This is a genomic window from Nocardia acidivorans NBRC 108247, from assembly GCF_001625085.1.
GTDB lineage: Bacteria > Actinomycetota > Actinomycetes > Mycobacteriales > Mycobacteriaceae > Nocardia > Nocardia acidivorans.
On record NZ_BDAW01000017.1, the window covers coordinates 1 to 20550 of the forward strand.

The 20550-nt window shown below is 68.0% G+C and carries 8 protein-coding genes; 2 read left to right on the plus strand and 6 right to left on the minus strand.

Going from position 1 to position 20550, the window contains the following annotated elements; all coding sequences use genetic code 11:
• The 3 genes from NA10_RS10965 to mftF form a co-directional block, all read right to left on the minus strand.
• The coding region (locus NA10_RS10965) for a non-ribosomal peptide synthetase (RefSeq protein ID WP_245677143.1) at window positions 1-11762 on the minus strand (11762 nt) is incomplete at its 3' end.
• Window positions 11763-12277: 515 nt separating this feature from the next.
• Window positions 12278-13630: a GAF domain-containing protein gene (locus tag NA10_RS10970; protein ID WP_067566883.1), complete on the minus strand. Its 1353-nt coding sequence runs from the start codon at window positions 13628-13630 to the stop codon at window positions 12278-12280.
• A gap of 401 nt (window positions 13631-14031) precedes the next feature.
• Entirely contained in the window at window positions 14032-15432 is a 1401-nt protein-coding gene (gene mftF, locus NA10_RS10975; protein ID WP_067566885.1) for a mycofactocin biosynthesis glycosyltransferase MftF, read from the minus strand.
• A 227-nt stretch (window positions 15433-15659) separates the two neighbouring features.
• Between mftF and mftR2 the strand changes: the two genes are divergently transcribed.
• Together mftR2 and NA10_RS10985 are read left to right on the plus strand one after the other, a co-directional pair.
• Window positions 15660-16283, plus strand: coding sequence for a mycofactocin system transcriptional regulator MftR2 (gene mftR2 / locus NA10_RS10980; RefSeq protein ID WP_084514526.1), 624 nt, complete (start codon window positions 15660-15662; stop codon window positions 16281-16283).
• A gap of 73 nt (window positions 16284-16356) precedes the next feature.
• Window positions 16357-17412 (plus strand): ferredoxin--NADP reductase, encoded by a 1056-nt coding sequence (locus NA10_RS10985; protein ID WP_067566887.1) that lies wholly within the window; start codon window positions 16357-16359, stop codon window positions 17410-17412.
• 72 nt (window positions 17413-17484) lie between these two features.
• Here NA10_RS10985 and NA10_RS38585 read toward each other — a convergent pair whose 3' ends face one another.
• The 3 genes from NA10_RS38585 to NA10_RS11000 form a co-directional block, all read right to left on the minus strand.
• Complete coding sequence (locus NA10_RS38585; protein ID WP_245677144.1) at window positions 17485-18024, minus strand: transglycosylase SLT domain-containing protein; 540 nt, start codon at window positions 18022-18024, stop codon at window positions 17485-17487.
• Between the two features lie 223 nt (window positions 18025-18247).
• Window positions 18248-18988, minus strand: coding sequence for a DNA alkylation repair protein (locus NA10_RS10995; protein WP_067567083.1), 741 nt, complete (start codon window positions 18986-18988; stop codon window positions 18248-18250).
• Window positions 18989-19163: 175 nt separating this feature from the next.
• Window positions 19164-20444, minus strand: a complete 1281-nt coding sequence (locus tag NA10_RS11000) for a hypothetical protein (protein WP_067566892.1) — start codon at window positions 20442-20444, stop codon at window positions 19164-19166.
• Window positions 20445-20550 lie beyond the last annotated feature (106 nt).

The window sequence follows — 20550 nt, forward strand, 5'->3', positions numbered from 1 at the left end:
CCGCGTTCGGAATCGGTGATCGGCGTTGCCGGGCAGCCCTCGAGATCGAGGGTACCGATATCGAGAACCGGCGTATCGCCAGCGGTGGTGAACGCCTCGCGGGCCGTGGTCAGGATGACCGCCGGGCGGGCGATATCCAGCATATGGTCGATGCGGTCGGCGGGCTGATCGGGATCCAGGGGCACGTATGCGCCACCGGCCTCCAGTACCGCGTACATGGCGATGACCAGATCCACCGATCGGCGAATCGCCAGGGCGACCAGCGATTCCGCGCCGACGCCCCGGGTGATCAGGTGCCGGGCCAGCCGGTGCACCCGGGCGGCGAACTCGGCGTACGTGAGTTCGGCGCGCGCACCACCGGAGGAAGCGTCCTCGAAGACGAGGGCGATCGCATCGGGGGTGTTCAGCGCCTGTACCTCGAACAGCGAAACCAGGTTCGCCGCAGCACCTTCCGGCAGTTCGGCGGTGAGATCGCGGGCGGTGTCGTTCCATTCGGTCAGCACCCGGCGGCGTTCGTCGAAGCACAGCAGATCGATATCGCCGACTGCGATCATGCTGTCGGCGGCGACCGTCGCCAGCACCTGTTCGAAGCGCCGGGCCAGCGCGGCAATGCTGCCCGCCTCGAAAAGGTCGGTGGCATAGGTGATCTCGATATCGAGACCCGCGGTGCGCCCCGCGGTGGCGAAGGTCTCCGTCACCGTGAACTGGAGATCGAACTTGGCGATACCCGCCTCGATCTGCGCGGGCAGCACTCGCAGGCCCGGCAACTCCAGGGTCGGCACCGGGAAGTTCTGGAAGGTCAGCGCCACCTGGAACAGCGGATGCCGGTTCTGCGCGCGGGCGGGAGCCAGGACCTCCACCACGCGGTCGAAGGGAATATCGGTGTGTGAGAGGGCCTCGATATCACCGGCGCGCACCTGTCCGAGCAGGGTGTCGAAGCCGGTGCCGGGGTCGATCTCGGTGCGCAACACCAGGGTGTTGACGAACATGCCGACCAGGCCGTCCAGGGCCTGTTCACCGCGACCCGCCACCGGGGTGCCGATGGCGATATCGGTGGTCCCGGACAGGCGGGCCAGCAGTACCGCCAATGCGGCGTGCACGGTGCTGAACATGGTGGCGTCCAACTTCAGCGCCAGGGCCGCCAGCTCGCCGTACAGTCCGGCGTCCACCGTGAAGTGGTGGGTACCACCGCTGTGCGTCGACACCGCGGGACGCGGGCGATCGGCGGGCAGGTCCAGCTGTTCGGGCAATCCGGCGAGCCGGGATCGCCAGTAGGCCAGTTGGCGGCCGGCCTCGGATTCCGGATCGGCATCCGAACCGAGCACCTCGGCCTGCCACAGCGCGTAATCCGCGTACTGCACGGGCAACGGCTGCCAGGCCGGGGCCTGGCCGGTGTGGCGCGCGGTGTACGCGGCCATCAGATCCTGGGCCAGCGGGCCGAGCGAGTAGCCGTCGGCGCTGATGTGGTGCAGCACCAGGGCCAGCACGTGTTCGGTGTCCGAGAGCCGGAAAAGCTCGGTGCGCAGCGGGGTTTCGCGCGTCAGGTCGAAGCCGTGGGTGGCCGCGGCGATCAGCCGCGCATCCAGTTCGGATTCCTCGATCCGCTCGGCGATCACCGTCGGAACACTCCGTGCCGCGGGCATGATCACCTGTTCCGGACCGTCCACGCCGTCGGGGTAGACGGTGCGCAGGGTTTCGTGGCGCCGCACCAGGTCGGCCAGCGCACCGGCCAGCGCGATCACATCGAGTACCCCGGAGAAGCGGATGACCAGCGCGATATTGTCCGCGGCCGCACCCGGGCCGGAGGTCTCCTCGGCGGCCCAGTACCGGTTCAGGAACCACATGCGCTGCTGGGCCGGGGCCAGCGGCAACCGCTCCGGACGCATGCGCGGCAGCAATGCCTTGCGCGCGCCCGCACCGGAGAGTTCCCGCGCGTACTCGGCAAGCGCTGCCACACTGCGGGTTTCGAAGAGCGCGCGCACCGGGATCGCACAGTCCAGGGCCGCGCCGATACGGGCGACCGCGCGGGCGGCCAGCAGAGAACTGCCGCCGAGCGCGAAGAAATCGTCATCGACGCCGACCCGGTCGATGCCGAGCAGTTCGGCGAAGACCTCGGCCACCGCGATCTCGGCGGGCGTACCCGGTTCCCGGTAGGCGGCGGCCTCGAAGGTCGGGGCGGGCAATGCGGTGCGATCCAGCTTTCCATTGACGGTCAACGGAATTCGATCGATGACGACGATGGCGGTGGGCACCATGTGTTCGGGCAGTCGCCGGGCGACGGCCTGGCGCAGCAGCGCGGTGTCGATATGGGCCTCGGCCACCACGTAGCCGACAATGCGGTCCTCGGCGACGATATCGTCGTGCCGGACCACCACGGCCGCCTCCCGCACACCCCGCTCATCCAGCAGGGCGGCCTCGATCTCGCCGAGCTCCACCCGGAAGCCGCGCAGATTCACCTGCTGATCGGCACGGCCCAGGTACTCCAGTTCCCCGGTCGCGGTCCAGCGCGCCAGATCACCGGTCCGGTAGGCGGCCGTACCGGCGGGACCGTACGGATCCGCCACGAAGCGGCTCGCCGAGAGCGCCGGACGCGACAGGTAGCCGCGCGCCAATTGCCCACCGGAGACGTAGATTTCGCCGGGCACACCCGGCGGAACCGGACGCAGGCGCGAATCCAGCACGCGCACAACCAGTCCCGGGAGCGCACCGCCGATAACGCTGGCCGAACCGGTGGCCGCGGTGATCGGCCGGTACGACACGTGCACCGTGGTCTCGGTGATGCCGTACATATTGACCAGCGCCGGAGCCTGCGGATGCCGGGCGAACCAGTCGCGCAGCCGCTGCGGCTCCAGGGCCTCGCCGCCGAAGATCACCACCCGCAGCGCGAGGTCATCGGCCTGCGCCTGATCGGCGGCGATCAGCTGATAGAACGCCGACGGGGTCTGATTGAGCACCGTAACCCGCTCGGCGGCAAGCAGTTCCCGGAACTGGTGCGGCGAACGCGAGGTGAAGTAGTCGACCACCACCACGCTGCCGCCGGACAGCAGCGGGCCCCACAGCTCCCACACCGAGAAGTCGAAGGCGTAGGAGTGGAACATGGTCCACACATCGGACGGTCCGAATTCGAAGTGCCGCCGGGTATTGTCCAGCAGCCGAACCACATTCAGATGCGGGATGAGCACGCCCTTGGGGCGGCCGGTGGAACCCGAGGTGTAGATGACATAGGCGGTGTTCGCGGGATTCAGGCGTGCGCGACGATCGGCATCGGTGACCGGGGCATCCGAATAACCGGACAGGTCGGCGGAATCGAGATCCAGCACCGGACCGCCGAACCAACCCGCGGGCAGATTCGCGGCCGCGCTGGTGAGCGCGCACACCGGGCGGGCGTCATCGAGCACGTACTCGATGCGATCGGCGGGGTAGTTCGGATCGATGGGCAGGTAACCGCCACCGGACTTGAGCACCGCGAGCAGCGCGACGACGAGGTCGGTGTTGCGCGGAAGCGCCACGGCCACGAGTGATTCCGGTCCTACACCGGCGGCTGCGAGGCGGCGGGCCAGCCGGTTCGCGCGGGCGTCGAGCTGAGCGTAGGTGAGGGTGGTGTCGCCCGAACGGACGGCGGTGGCGTTCGGGTCGATCAGCGCGGCGGCGGCGAAACGATCCGCCAGCGTTCCGGTTTCGGCGATATCCGGACCGGTGGCCGACCACTCGTGCAGCACCAGCTCGCGCTCGTCGGCATCGAGGACCTCGATATCGCCGACCGGCAGCAGGTCGTTGTTCGCGACCGCCGCGACCACGCGCTCGAAACGACGAGCCAGTGCCGCGATGCCCGCGGCATCGAAAATATCGGTGGCGTAGGTGAATACGGCGGCCAAGCCACCGTCCGCCCGCTCACCGATGGAGAGCTGTAGATCGAATTTGGCGGTATGGGTGTCGATATCGAGCCGCGATACCTCCAGACCCTCCAGTTCGAGGGCCGCGCCCGCGATGTTCTGGAAGTCCAGCACCACCTGGAACAGCGGATGCAGACCCTGCGCGCGCACCGGGTGCAGCGCCTCGACCAGCCGCTCGAACGGGACATCCGCGTGCGCGAAGGCGCGCAGATCGGTATCGCGGACGGCGGTCACCAACTCCGCGAACGAATTTCGCGGCGCGACGTCGGTGCGCAGGACGAGCGTATTGACGAACATGCCGACCAGGCCGTCCAGCGCCTGCTCACCGCGCCCCGCGACCGGGGTGCCGATCGCGATATCCGACTGCCCGGAAACCTTGGCGAGCAGTGTGGCCAGGGCCGCGTGCACCACCATGAACAGCGAGGCGTTCGAGCGCTCCGCGATCTCGCGCAGCCGATCGTGCAGCCCGGCGTCAAGGGTGAACTCGTACCGCGCGCCACGCCCCGAGGCGGTGGCCGGACGCGGCCGATCCAGCGGCAGCGACAGTTCCGGAGCCAGGCCGGACAGCTCTGCCCGCCAAAACGAGATCTGCTGCGCCAGCATCGACTCCTGCGCATCGGCGTCCCCGAGCAACTCCCGCTGCCACAGCGCGTAATCGGCGTACTGCACCGGCAGCGGAGCCCACTGCGGAGCCTCACCCCGGCGCCGCGCGGCGTATGCGGCCATCAGATCGAAGGTCAGCGGCGCGACCGACAGACCGTCTGCGGCAATGTGATGCACCGCGAAGACCAGCATGTGCTCGGTCGTCGCGGCGGCCGCGACAGCCGAAACCACGGCGGGATCGATCCCGCCGATCGTGGCGCTGTCGCCCACGATCTCGACTGCCGAATCGCGCACGCCCCCCGAAGCCACGACGCGCAACAGGTTGAGGCGCAAAGGGACTTGGCGGTCGACGGCGAATGGCGCGAGGGCCAACTCACGGATGCGAGCGTTCAGATCCGCCGCCGCGACATCCTCGGTGAGCAGGCCGACGGCCGCTTCGGCGAGCGGGAGCACCTGCTGGCGGCCGAGGCCGTCGGTGGCGGGGTAGATGGTGCGCAGGGTTTCGTGCCGCTCGATGACATCGTGCAGCGCCGCGGCGAGGGCCTCGCGATCCAGATCGCCGGAGAGGCGGATGGCCGCGACCAGGTTGTCGGCCACCGAGGCGGTGTCGAAGCGATTCAGGAACCACATGCGCTGCTGCGCGTAGGACAGCGGCACGGCGTCCGGGCGCTCCCCCGCGACCAGCGGCGGCCGTCCGCCGGTACCGGCGAATTCGCCCAGGGCGGCGGCCAATTCGGCGACCGTGCGGGCGTCGAAGATCAGGCGCACCGGGACGCGGGCGTCCAGGGCCGCGCCGAGGCGGGCGGTCAGGCGGGTGGCGATGAGGGAATTGCCGCCCAGGTCGAAGAAGTCGTCATCCGCGCCGATGGCGGCGCTGCCGCCGAGCACCTCGGTGAAGGCGGCGGCCACCAGGCGCTCGGCCGAGGTGGTGAGCGCCCGGAAGTCGCGGACCGCGAACTCCGGGGCGGGCAGGGCGCGGTGATTCAGTTTGCCGTTCGGGGTCATCGGCAGCTCGGCGATGACCGTGAACGCGGCGGGCACCATATGCGGGGCCAACCGGCCCTGGAGACTTGCCCGGACCGTCTCGGTGCGTACGCCCGCGACGGGGTCGGCGGGAACCAGGTAGGCGGCGAGCTGATCGCCGCGCACGGCATCGTTGTGCACGATCACCACGGCCTGGCGTACCTGCTCGTGCGCGGCCAGCGCGGACTCGATCTCACCGAGTTCGATGCGGTAGCCGCGCACCTTCACCTGGGAGTCGTTGCGGCCCACATAGATCACCGAACCGTCGGCGGCCCAGCGCACCAGATCGCCGGTGCGGTACATGCGCTCGCCCGGAGCCCACGGGCAGGCCACGAAACGATTCGCGGTCAGCTCGGGGCGGCCGTGATAGCCGCGCGCCAACTGCGGTCCGGCGACGTACAGCTCACCGATCACCCCGACCGGCACCGGCTGCAACGCGGCATCGAGCACCCATTCGCGCACACCGCGGATCGGGCGGCCCACGTGGACGGGCTCACCCGCGCGCAGCGGCTGCGACATATTCACGATGACGGTGGTCTCGGTCGGGCCGTAGGCGTCGACGATGGTCCGCCCGGCCTCGACCCAGCGGCGCACCAGCTCCGCCGGAACGGCCTCACCGCCTACCGCCACCGACTGCACATCCGGCAGCTCCCCCGGATCCAGCGAGGCGGCGGCGGACGGAGTCATGGCCAGATGCGTAACCCGCTGGGCGCGGGCGAAATCCGCGAGCTCCTGACCGACGGTGGCACCGGCCGGAGCGATCACAAGGGTGGCGCCGGAATTGACGGCCAGCAACAACTCGGCGACCGAGATGTCGAAGGACGGCGAGGCGACGCTGAGCACCCGCGCGCCCGGATGGCCGAAGTAGTGCACGGTCTGCTCGGCCGCCAGACTCACCAGCGACTCGTGCGTGACGAGCACGCCCTTGGGCAGACCGGTGGAGCCGGAGGTGTAGATGGCGTACGCGATGTGCTGTGCGTGCAGCGGGCGCACCCGATCGGCATCGGTGATCTGATCGTCCGCGAAAGCCGCACAGGCACGGCGGAATTCGGGATCATCCAGCAGCAGCCAGGGCAGTGGACCGGGCAGTGCGGCGCGGGCCGCGGCCGTGGTCAGGCCCAGCACCGCGCGCGAGTCGGTGACCATGTGGGTGATGCGGTCCACCGGGTAGGCCGGATCCACCGGCAACCAGCCCGCACCGGACTTGATCACGGCCCAGACGGCGGTGACCTGTTCGATGGAACGGGGTACGCCAATGGCGACCAGATCATCCGGACCGATTCCGCGATCGATCAGCACACGCGCCAAACGCGATGAGGCGGCATCGAGTTCGGCATAGGTGACCGCTCGGCGCTCATCACAGACGGCGATATCGTCCGGATCCGCCTCGGCGGCCTCGGCCAGCACATCGGGAAGCAGACCGGTGGCGGTGGCCGGACCGCCGGTGCGGGTGGTGAGGTTGGCGTATTCGCGCGGGGAGAGCAGTGGGAGATCGGCGACCACGGTCGCGGGGGCGGCGGTGACGGCCTCGAGCAGGCGCAGGAAGCGCGCGGCGAGCACGGAGACGGAGGCGGAGTCGAAGAGGTCCGTGGCGAAAGCGAACTCCGCTTGGATCCCCGCCGGTGCCGGACCTTCCCCGGGACCGGCACCGGCGAAGCTTTCGGTGACCGCGATCGATAGGTCGAACTTGGCCACTCCGGTGTCCAGCGTACCCGCCGTGGCAAGCAATCCGGGCAGTTCGACACCGACATTCCCCACACCGGTGAAAGACAGCGTCACCTGGAAGACCGGATGACGCGCTTGCGAGCGCGCCGGATTCAGCGTCTCGACCAGCTGCTCGAACGGCACATCGGCGTGTGCGAAGGCGGCCAGATCGGATTCCCGTACCGCACTCAGCAATTCGGCGAAGGTGGCGCGCGTGTCGATCCGGGTGCGCAGCGGGAGGGTACCGACGAACATACCGATCAGTTCGTCGAGATCGCGTTCACCGCGCCCGCCGACCGGGGTGCCGATGACAATGTCATCGCCCCCGGACAGGCGCGCGAGCAGCACCGCGAGCACCGCGTGCAGCAGCATGAAGGACGAAACCCCGTGTTCCTGAGCGGTTTCCAGCACTCGAGAGTGCAGACCGGCCGGTATTTCCAACCGGTGGGTTCCGCCGCGACCGCTCGCCACCGCCGGGCGCGGGCGATCCGTGGGCAGGTCCAACTGCTCCGGCGCACCGGCGAGCGTGCGCGTCCAGTATTCGAGCTGCTGGGCCAGCAGGGAGTTGGGATCGGTTGCGGCGCCGAGACGCTCGCGCTGCCACAGGGCGTAATCGGCGTATTGCAATGGCAGTGGAGCCCAGCCGGGCGCATGCCCGGCGAGCCGAGCGGTGTACGCGGCCACCAGATCCCGTGCCAGCACGGGCAGCGAGAGGCCGTCCGCCGCGATGTGATGCAGCACCACGGCGAGTGCGAAGTCTGCTTCGTCTGATTTACCCGAGTTGTCGGCGTCACCCGCATTGTCGGTGTCGTGAATATCGAAAAGCCGTGCGCGGAACGGGATCTCGGTCTCCAGATCGAATCCGCGCGAGGCGAACGCACGCAGCTCGGCATCCAGATCCGCGGCGGCGATCGGCTCCGCGGCGGCGACCAGATCGGTACCCGCGATCAGTCCCAGTTCGGCAGCGTCGAATTCCTCGACCGCGGCATCGGTGAGCAGCCGGTCCGCGAGCGACTCCAGCGCGGCCCGCGATTGCAGCGCCGCCGCCGGGAGCACCCGCTGACACGGTCCGTCGGCGATCTGCGGGAAGACGGTGCGCAGCACCTCGTGCCGCCCCACCACATCCGCGATGGCGGCGCGCAGCGCGGCCACGTCCAGCTCACCGCGCAGGCGCAGTACGAACGGCATGTTGTAGTCGGCGCTGCCGGTGGCGAAGCGATTCAGGAACCAGATGCGCTGCTGCGCGGGCGAGAGCGGCAGCACGGCGGGGCGCTCGCGTACCGCCAATTCCGGTACTACCGTGCCGAATTCGACATCGTCGTCGAGGAACTGCCGCTCGATCAGCTCCGCCACCGCGGCCACCGTCGGCGCGCCGAACAGCTCGCGCACCCCGATCCGGCAACCCAGATCACTGCTGATCCGCGCCGCCACCCGGGTGGCGATCAGGCTGTTGCCGCCCAGGGCGAAGAAATCGTCATCCAGTCCGAGACCCTCGCGCTCGAGCACCTCGCCGAAGACCCGGGCCACCGACTGCTCGACCACCGAAACGGGAGCGCGGTATACGGTGACGGTCGGCTCCGGTGCGGGCAGCGCCCGGCGATCCAACTTGCCGGAGGCATTGAGCGGCAAGGCATCCAGCAGCACATAGGCCGACGGGACCATATAGGAGGGCAGTGCGGCGGCCGCGGCGATACGCAGCTGTGCCACATCCACCGTGCCGGAACCACGAGTGGGAACCAGGTAGGCGACCAACTGCTCATCGCGCACCACGACGACCGCCTGACGCACGGAATCCTGCGCGGCGAGCACGGTTTCGATCTCACCGAGTTCGATGCGCAGACCGCGCAGCTTGACCTGGAAGTCGGTGCGCTCGAGGTAGACGAGTTCGCCCTGTGCGGTCCAGCGCACCAGATCGCCGGTGCGGTACATCAATTCGCCCGCATCGCTGAGCCCGTCCGGGGTGACGAACGGATCGGCGACGAAGCGCTCCGCGGTCAGACCGGGTCGCGCCACGTAGCCCCGGGCGAGCTGAACCCCCGACAGATACAGCTCACCCGGGGTCCCCACGGGGACCGGCCGTAGACGTGAATCGAGCACGTACAGCCGGGTATTGGATACGGGTGCGCCGATCGGCACCACCTCGGTATCCAAGTCGGTGACCTCATGGAAGGTGACGTCGACCGCCGCCTCCGTGGGGCCGTACAGATTGTGCAGGCGCGCACCGGTCAGCGCGCGCAGGCGCTGCGCGGTCGCGGCGGGCAGAACCTCACCGGAGGCGAAGACCATGCGCAGGCGCATCTCCCGCGCCGAGGCCGCCACCAGCTCACCGAGGAACACGGCCAGCATGGCGGGCACGAAGTGCGCGACCGTAACCCGCTCGCGGACAATGGTTTCCGCCAGGTAGCCGGGATCACGATGCCCGTCCGGGGTGGCGACCACCAGCGTCGCGCCGATCTGCAAGGGCCAGAAGAACTCCCATACCGACACATCGAAGGTGGCCGGGGTCTTCTGCAGCACCACATCATCGGAGTTCAGCCCGTACTCGGACTGCATCCACGCCAGCCGGTTCACAATGCCGCGATGCGTGACCGCCACGCCCTTGGGCAGACCGGTCGAGCCCGAGGTGAAGATGATGTACGCGGTATTCGAAGGACGCAGCGGCGCAAGCAGTTCCGTGTCGCGCAGCGGCGCGCCGGAGTAGCGGTCCAATGCCAGCTCGTCCAATACGAGTACCGGGGCCTCGACGTCGCCGGCCGGTCGGTCGGCGACGCTGGTCAGCACCACCGCCGGGCGCGCGGTCGCCACTATATGCGCGGTGCGATCGGCCGGATGATCCGGATCCAGCGGCACATACGCCGCGCCCGCCGCCTGCACGGCGTACAGCGCCGTCACCAGTTCCGGCGACCGGCGCAGGTGCAGCGCCACCATGGTCTCGGGCCCGATGCCCAGGGAAATGAGGCGCCGGGCAAGACGATTCACCCGACCCGAGAGTTCGGCATAGGTCAGCTGCAGGGCCGGTTCCCCGGCGTACCGCAGCGCCACCGCGCCCGGCGTCCGCGCGGCCTGCGCCGCGAACAGCGAGACCAGCGTCGACTCCGCCGCCACCGGCGGTTCGAAATCCGCCGGGTCGCGCCCGGTGTCGTTCCAAATCCGCAGGCTCACTTCGCGTTCCAGCTCGGTGATGACCGGCACCACGCCGAGCGGCGTCGCCGGATCCAGCTCCAGCAGGCGCTCCAGGAAGCCGGTGAAGCGGGCGTGATGGCGGGCCAGATCGTCACCGCCGTACAGGTTCGGATTGGCCTCCAACTCCAGGTGCACCTGATCGCTGTCGGCGTAGTACACCTGCAGGCTCAGATCCTCGACCGGACCGGTGGTCAGCACGTTGTACCGCGCGGTCGCCGCCGCCAACGGCAGCGCCAGATCGAAGAGCATGAAATTGGCCAGCGGACCGAACAGCGCGCGCCGGGTCTGCTGACCCTCGCGATCGGCGTCGCGGCGAATGTCCTCGTGCCGATACCGCTGATGCCGCAGCGCGTTCGACAGTTCCAGGCGGGTCCCGGCCAGAACATCTCCCCAGGTGGCGTCGTCGCCGACGGCCAGGCGCAGCGGCACGATATTGGACAGCATGCCCGCCGAACGCCGGGTGTACTCATCGGTGCGCGCGGTCACCGGCAGGCTGAGTACCACTTCACGCTGATCGGTGAGACGGGCCAAATAGGCGCCGAAGGCCGCCAGCAGCACCACGGCGGTCTTCGAATCACGCTCGCGGGCAACCTGATTGATCCGATCCAGCACCCGCTGCGGCAACTGCCGGCCGAACCGCAGATTGGCCGGGGCGGCCGGGGCGGTACGGCGATCCAGGGTGGTGGCCTCGAGGCCGTGCACCCGATCCGCCCAGTACCGGCGATCGGCGTCGAACTCCGCGCTCGCCCGATAGCGCTGTTCGGATTCGACCAGCGCCGTCATCGCACCGGGATCGATCGTCGCCGGTTCGCCACCGGCGACCAGGGTGTTGTAGCGCTCGGCAATGCGCATGGTGATGGTGAGCGCGCCGTAGCCGTCCAACAGGATGTGATGGCAGCGCAGGTAGAAGAAGTAGTGCTCCTCGCCGACGTGCAGCACCGCACCGGCGAAGAGCCGATCGTGCAGCAGATCCACGGGTGCGGAGAAGTCGGCGTGCATCCACTCCCGGGCCGCGGCCACCGGATCGGCGTGCTCACGCAGGTCCAGGTACGGAACCGCCACGGGCAGAGTGGGATCCACGATCTGGCGGGGCTGACCGTCGACCTCGATCAGGCGCACGACCACGGCCTGGAACTCACGGATGGCGTCGCCGCAGGCCCGCTCCAGGGCGGCGGCGTCGAGCTCGCCGCGCACATCGAGGTACTGCGCGACATTGATCGGCACGTCCGGATCGAGCAGCTGGGCGTACCAGAGTCCGAGCTGACCGGGAGTGAGTTCGAAGGCCTCCGGCGCGGGCGTGCCGCCCACCGCCCGATCGCTGCCCGGTCCGAAACCACCCAACTCCGTACCCTGCACCAGAGCCTCCTCGATTTGCCCGAATTGCTATGTGGCCGAACGCTTTCGGGCATCACGAAATAGACCTGGGCACACCGGTGGGGTACCGGATGCCAGGCCGCGGAAGACCGCACTGCCCTGGGTGATTCGACGAATGCGCGGCGTCGGGGATGACGCTTTCGCGCGTGATTTCCTATGTGCTCGTACCGGCCGGGTGCCCGTCGTGTCGCGGCCGGGGATGCGGTTGCCTCCGGGCCATCCGCATCGGATTGTCGTGCTCTCTGTTCTCCTCCAACTTCACCGGCGAGCTGCGCTCGCCGACTCTCCTGAGCGATGCCCTGTCACCTGCATCACACGGATGCCGGTCCGTGCATTGCGAAGACTAGGGGCAAAGTGAATAAAACGGAACTTTTTCCCGAAAAAAAGTTGGACGAGCGTCTAGTTGGTTTCGGAGATTACGCGCAGACCGCGAAGAATGTGGGTGCAACCACATGGCGAGGCCCAGGTGTGACCGAGCGCACTTTCGGTTGCGAAGACTATGAGTCGAAACGTTGCATCTGCGTTGCATCGGCGCCCATGCGCCGATCGAGCACGCGGATCTTCGCCTCGATCTGCGAATACAGCGGTGAATCGCGGTCCACCGTGGCGCGATACGCCGCCCAGGCGGCCGCATCGTCCCGACCTTCCGCACCCGCGGTCCATTTGCTCAGGACGGCGGCTTCACCGGAACGCAACACGGCGGTGCGCAGCCGCACCCGCAATTCATCGCGAATGTCTATAACTCCCGGCGCATTCGAACGCGGCAGCGCCGGACCCGCGTACAGCCGCACCGCCGCGTCCACGTCCCCGGAATCGAGGGCGGCCCGCAACGCCTCCACATCCGTGGCCACCGGAACCCGCAAACGGTAAGGGCGCGAACCGAACACATTCGGCCCCACCACCGAGCGCAACCGCGACATGGCGGCACGAATCGTGGCGTTGTCCAGATCGGCGTCATCGAGCAGCAGCGCCAGATGATCGGCGGACAGCCCCTCGGGATGTTCGGCCAGCAGCAGCAGGATCTCGGCGTGGCGCTGCGACAACGGAACTCGCTCACCCGCTACGGTCAATTGCGGCTGCCCCAGACCCAGGACCTCCAGGCCCAGCCGTTCGGGCATCGGCGCGTCCGCACCGGAACGGCGATCATGACCCGAACGCACCGCCGCCAGCAGCAAATCCATCTCCGCCGCCGTCGCCGCCGCCTTGACCAGGGCCAGAATCTCCGGGCGCGCGACCCGCACGCCACCGGCGATCATCAGCACGCCCACCAGGCGGCCGTCCGGATCATGAACGGGCGCAGCCGCTCCGGTGATCTGATGCATGCGATGCAGGAAATGCTCCGGCCCGTGAATCCAGGCCGCCCGGCCGGTCCGCACCACCAGGCCCACCGCATTGGTGCCCACCCGGCGCTCGCTCAGATCGTTGCCCTCGCGCAGACCGGCATCGGCCGCGGCCTGCACCCGATCGGTATTGCCGTGCACCGACAGCACCCGGCCGAATTGATCGGCGATCACCACGATCAGACCCGTGCTGGTGGCATCGCGCAACAGCAGCTTGTCGACCAGCGGCATGACAGCCGCGATCGGATGGGCATCCCGATAGCGTTCGAGATCAGCGCCGCGCAGTCCGCGGCCGTCGTTGTCGTCCATGGGATCGACGCCGCCGCGCACACTGCGCAACCACGACTCGAGCACCATCGGTCGCAACAAACCAGGCAGCTGACCCAATTGTTCGCCGCCCACACTGAGATATCCGTGGGCTTGCGCGGCATAGGCCTCGAGAGCACCCAACTGAGTGCCCGGTTCGGCACCGTGCTGCGGACTGCTCCCACCTGCGAGATTGCTGACCATTTGCCTTTCTTTCCGAACCCAAAGAGTACCTACGGGTTACCGCGCACAACCACGAAGCCGTAGCTTTGTCCCGCAGGTCACATCCGAAACCGAGCCACGCGGAATGTGAGCCCCGTCTAATCGCCGAACGCCCACGAGCCCGAGTCATACGGTGTAAGCACGAAGCGTGGAGGATATCGACCGACCGCGCCGCACCGGTTCACCGATGGCGAGATCACCGCGCGCACGCGGGAGACCGTGACCCGGACCGGCCCGGATGGGGAGGCGGGTGGTGTGCACGGCGCTGCTGAATCAGGTCGCGAGCGTGACGCTCAGCGAGCCGATCGAATACACCCGCAGCGACAAGCACACCGGCGGGCGACAAATGCCGGCGTGCTCGAGAGCACTCGAATAGTGCGAAATCAGTTGGGGGGCAGGGTGGGTCGCAGTGCGGCGGCATCGCGCAGCTTGGCCGCGCCCCACCACAGGCCGGTGCCGTACGCGACATCCTCGAGCCGCTTGCACAGCACATAGCGGGTCGGATCCAGGCTGCCCGCCTCCCGATGGATGAACCAGTCGGCCAGACCGTCCGCCACCGCGATGGTCACCGCCAGATGGCGAATGCGGCGCGAGCACAGCATGCCCAGCAGCGTCACCGGCCAATAGTGCCGGCACAGCGAGGAAGCCAGCCGCCACATACCGCCGGAGAAACCGCGCGCCATATATATGGCCGAGACCCGGGTCGGATTGTCGAGTTCGGCGAAGACCCGGCGCAATCGGAACAGGGTCAGCACCAGCGTCACGACGCCGCCCGCCGCACCCCAGCGGGTGAGCGTGCCGAACAGCAGCGCCGTCACCGCGGTCCAGATCGGAATCGACAGCGGGGAGGCCATTCCCGCGTGCCGCTGCCCCAGCGGGGCCACACCGGTGCCATGGGTCACCTTGTGCGCGAACCATTTCCGCAGCGACACCGGATTGCTGTGCGCCACCCGGGCGGCCGGTTCGTAGCGCAGCCGCCAGCCCGCGCGATCCAGCCGCCAGCACAGGTCGATATCCCCGCCCGCCGCCATGGCCTCGTCGAAACCGCCCTCGGCCAGCAGGGCCAGGCGGCGCACCAGCAGCGCGATGCTCGGCACGTACGGCACCGGACCGTGCGCCTGCACCGCCGACTCGCGCCGACCGCGATGCAGTGAACCGCGGGTGTGCTCATAGCGGGCCAGCAGGGTGGAATCCGGATCCATGGCCAGAATGCGCGGGGCCACCAGCGCCACCTTGGGATCGCTGAAATGCCCGAGCATCACCTCCAGCCAGCCCGTGCGCGGCACCACGTCCGGATCCAGGAACGCCACGAATTCGGTGGCCGCGCAGCGCAATCCGAAATTGCGGGCCGCCGCCGCACCGTGCCGCCGATCCCGGCGCAGCACCGTCACCCGGCAGCGGTTGCCGCGCCCGGGCGGAATCTGCACCGGCCGATCCGAACCGTCGTCCACCACGATCACCGTGTACCCGCGCAGCGCCGACAGCAGCCGGCTCAGCCCGTCCGGGTCGTTGTGCACCGGGACGATGACGGTCACATCCTCCAGCGAAGGCAACAGGCGCGGACGCGGATTCGCCACCCCCGAGTCGAGTAGACGTCTGGCAACCCGAGCCGACGTAGGGTCGGTCACCTCGAGGTACCCGTCACCGATCATGGCCGCAGCCTCCGGCGCCAGTCGGAGCAACCGGTTCGGCGAGCCGCCGACCAGGAACCGTCCACCGGAGTAAGTGCGCACCCTGGGATCGATCCGCACCCCGAAACCATCGGGAAGGCGATCATGGCGCATTCCTGGAATGCTAAGTCAGCACACGGGTGGCAATCATGATTGGCGCGCCGCTCAGTCCCGGAGATACTGCGCGAATCCGTATGCGCCACCCACAGCGGAACCGCTCCGACATACGGCGCTCTAGACTGCGGAGGCAGAAAAACCGGCAGGTGAACAGGCAGGGGACTTCGAATCCGGTCCCACGATGCCCACCGATGAGTGGTCGAGGTGGTATGGGAGTCGGACGTATGCAGACAAGCGGGGGCGGGAGTAACACTCTCTCCGAAGCAGAGATCGTCGAAGCGGCACTGCGGGTGGTTCGACAGGACGGGGTGGAGAAACTCTCCATGCGCCGTCTGTCCCGCGAACTCGGCGTCTCCCCGATGGCCCCGTATTACTACGTCGCGGACAAACGCGAGCTACTCGACCTGGTCGCCACCGCCGCACTCACCGGAGTGCGCAAGCAGCCACCGGAATTCGGGCCGTGGCAAATGCGACTGCGCGATCTCATCGATCAGATCGACGAGAAATTGCGCCGCCATCCCGGACTCGGCGATGTGCTGATCGAGCAGATGCTCGGCAAACAGCTCGATCTCATCGCCGCGGTGATGGAGATACTCTTCGATGCCGGATTCGACGAGCGCAATGTGCTGGCCGCGTACGCGACCATCCACACCTACCTGTTCGGTCGCAGCAAGGTGAATCCGCGTGATCGCGGGGCACTGCAGGACCGGGTGCTGCCCGAGGCCGTGGAGCGCGCCATCAAGCACCTGGGCGACCTGCGCGGGAAGTACTCGTACGACTTCTCGATGGATGTGCTGGTGGCCGGACTCGAGGCTCAGCTTGTCCGGCAGCGAGACAGCCACGTATAGTGAAACTAGAACATGTTCTAGTTTGGGCACACTGGGCCGGGACCCCACACCGCGCCGGGTTCGAGAGGACACTATGACCACCGTCGACGTACCGCACAGCTCGCGGTCTGTGGTGCTGCGAGTCTCAGCGGTCATCAACGAGACGGCCGATTCGGTATCGCTGGTATTCGACGTCCCAGAGGACTTGCGCGAACGCTTCAGCTACCAGCCGGGCCAATTCCTGACCCTGCGCATTCCCAGCGACCTGACCGGGTCCGTGGCGCGCTGCTACTCGCTCGCCAGCTCACCGCATACCGACGACAAGCCCAAGGTGACCGTCAAGCGCACCGTGGACGGCTACGGCTCGAACTGGGTGTGCGACAACCTCGTCGCGGGCAGCGAGATCGAAGTACTGCCGCCCTCAGGCGTTTTCACACCCAAGAACCTCGACGAGGATCTGCTGCTGTTCGCGGCGGGCTCCGGTGTCACCCCGGTCATGTCGATCCTGAAGTCCGCGCTCGCGCGGGGCAGCGGGCGCATCGTGGTGGTGTACGCCAACCGCGATGCCGAATCGGTCATCTTCGCCGCGGAGCTGCGCGAACTCGCGGACAAGAATCCGCAGCGGCTCACCGTCATCCACTGGCTCGAGCCGCTGCAGGGATTGCCGACCGCCGACGCGCTCGCCACCCTCACCGCGCCCTACGCCAAATACGAGGCGTTCATGTGCGGGCCCAAGCCGTTCATGGATCGGGTGCACGACGCGCTCGCCCAGAACGAGGTGCCGCGCAATCGAACTCATGCCGAGGTGTTCAACTCGCTCTCGGGTGACCCCTTCGCCGATACCGCACCGGCCGAGATCAGCGCGGAGGAGGCCGCCGACGCGGCCACCGTCGAGGTCGAACTCGACGGGGAGACACACGAACTCAGCTGGCCGCGCAGCCAGACGCTGGTGGACATCATGCTGTCCAAGGGTCTGGACGTGCCCTACTCCTGCCTCGAGGGTGAATGCGGGTCGTGCGCCTGCACCGTGGTCGAGGGGACCGTCGAGATGGAGAATGCCGAGATCCTCGACCCGGAGGATATCGCCAACGGCTACATCCTGGGCTGCCAGGCGCGCCCGACGGCTGATCGCCTGAAGATCCAGTTCTGAACCGAACGGGATTCGGCCGTCGTATTCCCGACACGACGGCCGAATGCTTTGTGGCGCTCAGCCACTCAGCCCTCAGTACGCCGAGAAGACGTTGGCGATGGTGCCGTAGCGGTGCGCGGCGTAGTTGCACGCCGCGGTGATGTTCGCGACCGGGTCGTAGATGTCCCAGGAGGTGCCCTCCACGTGGTACGCCTGGAAGGTCGGGTCGATCACCTGGAGCAGGCCCTTGGACGGGATGCCCGCGGCCGCGTTCGAGTCGTAGAGGTTGATGGCGCGCGGATTGCCACCGGACTCGCGGATGATGTTCCGGAAGATGCTGTCGTAATCGCCCGGGATGTTGTTCTTGCCCATCACGTAGAGGGCGTTCTTGATCCAGCCGTCGAGATCATCGGCGAAGGTCGGCGGCAGCAGATCCGAGTACGGCGCGGGCAGCGTCTGCACGTACTGCCGGATCTGATCCTGCTGCGGCTCGGGCAGCGTGCGGGCGAACTGCTGCGCCTGTGCGACGGGCTGCTGCAGCTCCGCGGGCACACCCGGGGCATCGGCGTGCGCGGTGGCGACGGGGGCCACGGTGAGCGCGGCGAGGACGGCTAGGGGGAACAGTTTTCGCAATCTGGTGACCTGCTGACTCGTATTGTGAACACCGCCGCCGGCGGGCAACTCGGACCGCGAAGATTCCGCATGGAGGTCGAGTAGGTCCGGCTATAACCGAACGTGCGGTCTGTTCTTGACAAGTCACAGAATGATTGCGCTAGGTTAACGTAAACTTAACTGAAAATGAACAGATAGATTGCCCCGTGCGCGCCGCTGCCACGCATTTCGCCGATCACCCAGCTCAGCGCAGCGATCTGTAGTGCGCTCGCCGCTCCGAAGTCAGGTGTTCTGTGGCGTAGCTCAAAGCTGTCCGGCCCATAGCGGGCGCATGCGAATCCAGAAATCCGGTGAGAATCGCGGGATCCACCCGCTTACCGATTTCACGCAGCATCCAGCCCACGGCCTTCTGGATCAGATCGCGCCTATCGGCCAGGAATCGCTCACACAGTTCCAGGGTCGTGGTGGTATCACCGGCCTTGATGAAGGCGAAAGTCGTCAGCAGCGCCACCCGGCGCTCCCAGAGCGAATCCGCGTCCGCCAACTCGAATAGCGGATCCCGTGGCCGCTCCAGCAACCACGGACCCAGAATGAACTCCGCCGAGGCATCCACCAGATCCCAGTTGTTCACCCGCCCGCGCCGCACCGCCGCCAGATACAACTCCACGATCCGTTGCTGCGCCGCCACATTCGCACCGCGTTCGCGCCCGGCCCGCGCCATCTCCGCATTCAGAATCACCAACCCGGCCAATCGATGCTCATGCACCGCGCTGTCCAGCAATAGATCGATCTCCGCGAGCGGCATTCCGGCGAACGACTTCACCACCGCCCGCGTCTTGGGCACCCGCACACCGAGGAAGACATCGCCCTCGCCGTATTCACCCGGGCCGGTCTTGAAAAACCGTTGCAGGTGCACCGCATCCCCCGCATCGGCCACCTTCGCCAATTCCGCCCGCACCGCCGCCGCGGTCAATTCACCGGTCACGCCGCCATGATCGAGCACCCCACCGACACGCCCTCGCCCCCACGCCGAACGCGGTAATCGCGGCCGGGTATTCGTGGGGACGGCAATTGTTCATTCAGCCGAACCGTCACGGCACCTGCTCCCATCACCCCGGGGTACAACCGGCGGTGTGATCGCGTACCGAACGCGCTCGGCGTCAAGCGGTTTCAGCCGCGGCCTGTAACAGCACCTCGCCGAATCTGCGCATGTGATCCGGACCGCCGTACCAGGCGGCGACCAGATCCACCGCCGCGCCGCGGGTCCGGCGCGCGGCCTGCGCCAGCTTCTCGATCGAACCCTCGCCCGCCTCGGCTGCCTGTGCGGCCACATCCAGATCATGACTGGCCACCAGCAGTCGCATGATGTGGTGCAGATCGATAGCGGGAGCGTTCTCGGCTCGAAACTCCCGGGACCGCGCAACCCCGGCGATCGGATCCGGTTGTAGCAGTTCGGGTTCCGGGGCGGCCCGGCGGCCGGAGGACGAATTCGCCTCGGGAGCAGCGTGATGCGAGACCGAGTTCGACTCCGGCGCGGCACGATGCGAGGTGGAATTCGCCGAGCTCGATTCCGGGGCGGAACGGCGCGCGGACGAATTCGATTCGCGCACTTCATGTCCCGAGGAGCTCTGCTCCATGGCGGTATGACTCGACCACGAGCTCAGATCGGACAGGGAGCGATGCGCGGGCGCATCACCTCCCGAAGCGGCCCGGTGCGAGACGGGTTCGGCGTCCGGAAGCGGAAGGCGCGCGGCCGGTTCGGCGGCCGGAGCCGACAGACGCACCGCGGACTCGACTGCCGGACCGGACAGGCGCGGCGCGGATTCGGCGGACGGGAACCCGGCGGACTCCACGGGCGGAGCGGACAGGTATCCGGCCGACTCCCCCGCCGGACCGGACAGGCGCTGTTCGGGCTCCGGCTCGGTCGCGACCCGGCGCACGGCGGCCTCCAACTCGGCGGCACGGCGCAGTGAGGCTTCCAAATCCTGGGCGGCGCGCCGGGAGGATTCGAGATCCTGTGTGGTGCGCCGCGAATCGGACTCGGCGACCGCGTGCCCGTTCAGGCCCGAATGGCCATTGGTCGCCGAGGTGTATTCGACGGTGAAGGAGGGTACGGCGTCGAAGTCCTGCACCGAACGCCGCGCGGGCGTATCCACCTCCGGGGTGGACAGGCGCGGGGCGGCCGCGAAATCCTGGACCGAACGCCGCTGCGGCGAGTCGGATTCATTGGTGCGGCGTGTCATCGGCGATGACCACTGCACCGGATGCTCGGGCTGATCCAGGGCGGTGCGGCCCAGGGCCGCCGACGAGCCGGTGTCGATGCCGGTCAGCACCGGATTGGCGGAGGAGCCCTGGTCGGAGCCCTCCGGGTGGGTGAGGCGGTAGCTCTCCTGGCGGGAGTTCTGGGACGAACCCAACCCGGTGGTGAAATCGGCATCCATGGGCGACATTCTTACCGTGCCGCCGCGGCCCATGCGAGTCGGGCCGCGGCCAAAGCGATTCACGAGCAACGGTATTGGGGGATTGACGGCAATCAGCAATTCGGCG

Coding starts and splice junctions, on each gene's coding strand:
- mftR2 (WP_084514526.1), top strand. CDS start 15,660: ATGCAGACAAGCGGGGGCGGGAGTAACACTCTCTCCGAAGCAGAGATC.
- NA10_RS10985 (WP_067566887.1), top strand. CDS start 16,357: ATGACCACCGTCGACGTACCGCACAGCTCGCGGTCTGTGGTGCTGCGA.
- NA10_RS11000 (WP_067566892.1), bottom strand. CDS start 20,444: ATGGATGCCGATTTCACCACCGGGTTGGGTTCGTCCCAGAACTCCCGC.
- NA10_RS10970 (WP_067566883.1), bottom strand. CDS start 13,630: ATGGTCAGCAATCTCGCAGGTGGGAGCAGTCCGCAGCACGGTGCCGAA.
- mftF (WP_067566885.1), bottom strand. CDS start 15,432: ATGCGCCATGATCGCCTTCCCGATGGTTTCGGGGTGCGGATCGATCCC.